Source organism: Rhodococcus mengyinensis, assembly GCF_048381435.1.
Taxonomy (GTDB): domain Bacteria; phylum Actinomycetota; class Actinomycetes; order Mycobacteriales; family Mycobacteriaceae; genus Rhodococcus_F; species Rhodococcus_F opacus_D.
This window is the reverse complement of the sequence record NZ_JBLWIT010000147.1, coordinates 1-3,642: the sequence shown is the minus strand read 5'-3', so window position 1 is coordinate 3,642 and position 3,642 is coordinate 1. Positions and strand designations below refer to the sequence as shown.

The window sequence follows — 3,642 nt, the reverse complement described above, 5'->3', positions numbered from 1 at the left end:
CCGGACTTCCGCAGTTCGTAGGCATTTTCGTGCCTGCCGCGGAATGAAGGCGCAGGTCAGAGCGGTGCAGGGTGTCTGGAACGCGAAAATCTGTAGGCACACGACTTGCGGCGTGTCGGCTGGTGAAGCCGCATGCGATGTGGTGTTGTGTAGGTATGTACCTGCGGGAGACGCGGCGGAAGAACAAGGACGGCTCGGTGGTGTCGTATCTGCAGCTCGCGCACAACGAGCGGCACCCGGACACCGGCTCGCCGACCGCGAAGGTGATCCACAACTTCGGCCGCGCCGAGACCGTGGACCGGGACGGGTTGGCCCGGCTGGTGTCGTCGATCTCGCGGTTCCTCGCCCCCGACCAGTCCGCCGCGGCGTCGACCGCGGGCGGGGAGGTGGAGATCCTCGACTGCCGGCGCCTCGGCGGGGCGTGGACGCTGGACCGGCTCTGGGACCGGCTGGGGATCTCGGCGGCGATCCGCCGCGCCGCCGAGGGGCGGCGGCTCGCCGCCGACGCGGTGGAGCGGGTGATCTTCACCCTCGTCGCCCAGCGCGCGCTCGAACCCGGCTCGAAGCTCGCGGCGACCGGCTGGGTGACCGAACGCGTCGCCATCGAGCACATGACCGCGTTGTCCGACGATCAGGCCTACCGGGGCATGGACTTCCTCCTCGACGCCCTCGAGGAGATCGCCGCCGATGTGTTCAATTCCGTTGCGCACCTGTTAAACCTGGATTTGGACATCGTTTTCGTCGATACGACGAGCACCTACTTCGAGACCGAGGGCCCGGAGCGGGCCGATCCGCCCAGCGACGACGGGGCCGGTAACCCGGCCGAGTCCGGGGCGCGGGAGTTCGGCCACTCCAAGGACTTCCGCACCGACCTGCCGCAGGTGGTGATCGCGATGGCCGTCACCCGCGACGGGATCCCGGTGCGCTGCTGGACCTTCCCCGGCAACACCGCCGACACCGCGATCATCCGCACCGTCAAAGACGACCTGGACGGGTGGAACCTGCGCCGGTTGGTCTGGGTCGCCGACCGTGGTTTCGCCTCCGCCGCGAACCGAGCGTATTTGACCCGCGGCGGCGGGCATTACATCCACGCCGAGAAGCTGCGCCACACCAACACCGAGGCCGCCGCCGCGCTCGCCAGGCCGGGCCGCTACCACACCGTGGCCGGCAACCTGCGGGTCAAGGAGGTGCACGTCGCGCCCGGCGGTGACGGGGACGGCGACGGCGGCGCCCGGACCAGGCGATTCGTCGTCTGCCACAACCCGGACCAGGCGGACCGCGACGCGGCCGTACGGGAGAACCTCGTCGCGCACCTCGAAGAGCTGATCGACGGTTCCGACACCTGGACATCGCGCCGCCGCGACGAGCTGGTCGGCTCGCTCAAATCCAAGCCGGGACTGCGACGGTATCTGCGGCGCACCAACACCGGGCTGCTGCGCATCGACCACACGGCGATCAAGACCGAGGCCGGCCTGGACGGCAAGTGGCTGCTACGCACGTCCGACACCACCCTCACCCCGGAGGACCTGGCCGCCGCCTACAAGCAGCTGCTCGCCGTCGAAGCCGGGTGGCGCGACATGAAGGGCTCGCTCGGGCTGCGGCCGGTCTTCCACCACCGCGAGGACCGCATCCGCGCCCACGTCCAGTTGTGCTGGCTGGCGCTGCTGCTGATCCGGGTCGCCGAGACCGCCACCGGTGACACCTGGCGCAGCATCCGTCACGAGCTCGACCGGATGCACCTGGTCACCCTCGCCACCGACCACGGCCAGGTGGCGCAACGCTCCGCCGTCACCGCCGGGCAGCGAAAGATCCTTACCGCGCTCGAGCTGCCCGAACCGCCCCGGTTCTTCGACTTCGCCCCCACCGACGCGTAAGCGAGATCCCGCCAAAGCAAGGCCTGTAGTAACACGACCCCAACGCGGCCGCGCGGCGTCCCCGCACGTCAACACGCCTTTTCGCGGAATCGTGTGCCCATCAGCTGCGGAAGTCCGGCTCGAGGGCCACCGTCGAGCGGCCGGCACCGTACGGATCGTGTACCAGCTGAAGGGCTGCATCACCGGTGAAATGCCATTCGGCGAGACCGGGCAAGGCGAAGGCGGCAGATCGGCGGACGAACGTCGTGTACCCGAAGTCGACGCGGTGGTCGCCGAACTTGCCGAGTCACCGGCGGTAACCGATCAGGCCAAGGGCTCACTGGTGCTGGTCTACGGGATTCCCGCCGACCGCGCCTTCGACGTTCTCACCTGGTGCTCCCAGCAGACCAACACCCGAGTCCGCACGATCGCCGAACAACTCGTCGCCGGATTCGCCGAGTGCGAACCCGCTCCGGACCTACGGACCCGGTTCGACCACCTTCTGCTCACCGCCCACCAGCGAACCCGGCAACAGGGCTGAGGAATTGACCGAGTAAGTGACAGTCCCGCGGGGCGCCGGAGAAAAACAAACCTGGACCGGGCGGCCCACCGGTCGAGGACGCAATCTGGCACCCGTGCATCTAGGGACATCTGCGATGAATCACCAGGGCTGCGTCGCGCACGCTTCGCCGACCACGATCATCCCGCCTCGTTCGACGGTTGTCGCGTCTCCTCGAGACGTTGCCGCTGCCGGACCCCGTACGCCGCCTCCTTGACGGCGGCGTCGTCCTCGAGACCCGACCCGAGGGCCCCACCGATGGTGGCGATGGACGCCAGCAACCAGGTGAGCGTCAGGTAATCGAAGAAGTTCACCCCGTGCCCGAGAATGCGGGACAGCAGTTCCGGGGGAAGAGTGAGACACGCGGTGAACAGCAGCAGGCAGAACAGCGCCACGTGCAGCACGACGACGCCGATGACCAGGGTGACCACGGTCGCGGTGTTGTACAGCACCGAACGATCACGCTCCTCCGGCGACTTCGGCCGCTCCCACAGTTCGTGATCGAGGATCAGCCACAGAATCATCGCCACGATCGACAGGACCGTCGCCGCACTCATACGCCATGGGCCCATCGTGTCCGCGAACAACCAGATCGTCTCGGTGGCCAGGGCGATCGCACCCGTGGCGAACGCGCCGACGAGCACCTTCGACAGTCCGGTGACCAGTCGCCACGGCCGGTTGACCCGCACCATCCCCGACAGCAGTCGCAGTCGCCGCAGTCCCGCGGGCGCGAAGTACCGGATACCGTCCTCAATCTGCACAGACGGGAACCGCCGCGCCGCGCCGGGGGGCTTGAGTTCCGGTTCCCCGAGGATGCGGGCGATCGCGAGTTCGGTGACGGTGCGGACGCGGCGCTCGATGTTGACGCCGCCCACTCCGGCGACGGAGATGAGCGCGAATTTGTGGTCGGCGCTGACTTCGGCCACCACGGGTAGGGTGTCCTCGCGTCGCGGCAGATCGGTGAGGTACACGACGATGTCTTCCTCTTCGGAGGACGGATCGACTGTGTCGATGACATCAGCGAAGTCTGCTTGCTCGTCGGGCAGGTACGGTTTGCGGCGTACGCACGTCGTCCACCGGCGCCCGACCCGGTCAGAGCTGCGCAGGCGTTCCGGCAGGTACTCCGCAATGCGTTCGGCAACAGCCGCAGGTTTGCCCGGATCCGCGATGAACAGCACCGAGGCCTGCTCACCCGCGGCACCGGAGCGCCCTTCCTGCAAATGCTCGTTC

Annotated in this window: 2 protein-coding genes and 1 pseudogene; 2 read left to right on the top strand and 1 reads right to left on the bottom strand. The window is 68.1% G+C overall.

Annotation, left to right across the window (positions count from 1 at the left end):
* Positions 1-155: 155 nt before the first annotated feature.
* Complete coding sequence (locus ACNJ7E_RS38165; protein WP_418340312.1) at positions 156-1,874, top strand: IS1634 family transposase; 1,719 nt, start codon at positions 156-158, stop codon at positions 1,872-1,874.
* 256 nt (positions 1,875-2,130) lie between these two features.
* Positions 2,131-2,394: pseudogene (locus tag ACNJ7E_RS38160) on the top strand (ANTAR domain-containing protein); the annotation flags it as partial.
* Between the two features lie 158 nt (positions 2,395-2,552).
* Here ACNJ7E_RS38160 and ACNJ7E_RS38155 read toward each other — a convergent pair.
* Positions 2,553-3,642, bottom strand: a 1,090-nt coding sequence (locus ACNJ7E_RS38155) for a hypothetical protein (protein WP_418342268.1), incomplete at its 5' end; no start/stop codon positions are given.

Excerpts from the sequence above, each read along its gene's own strand:
- ACNJ7E_RS38165 (WP_418340312.1), top strand. The coding sequence starts at position 156 with ATGTACCTGCGGGAGACGCGGCGGAAGAACAAGGACGGCTCGGTGGTG.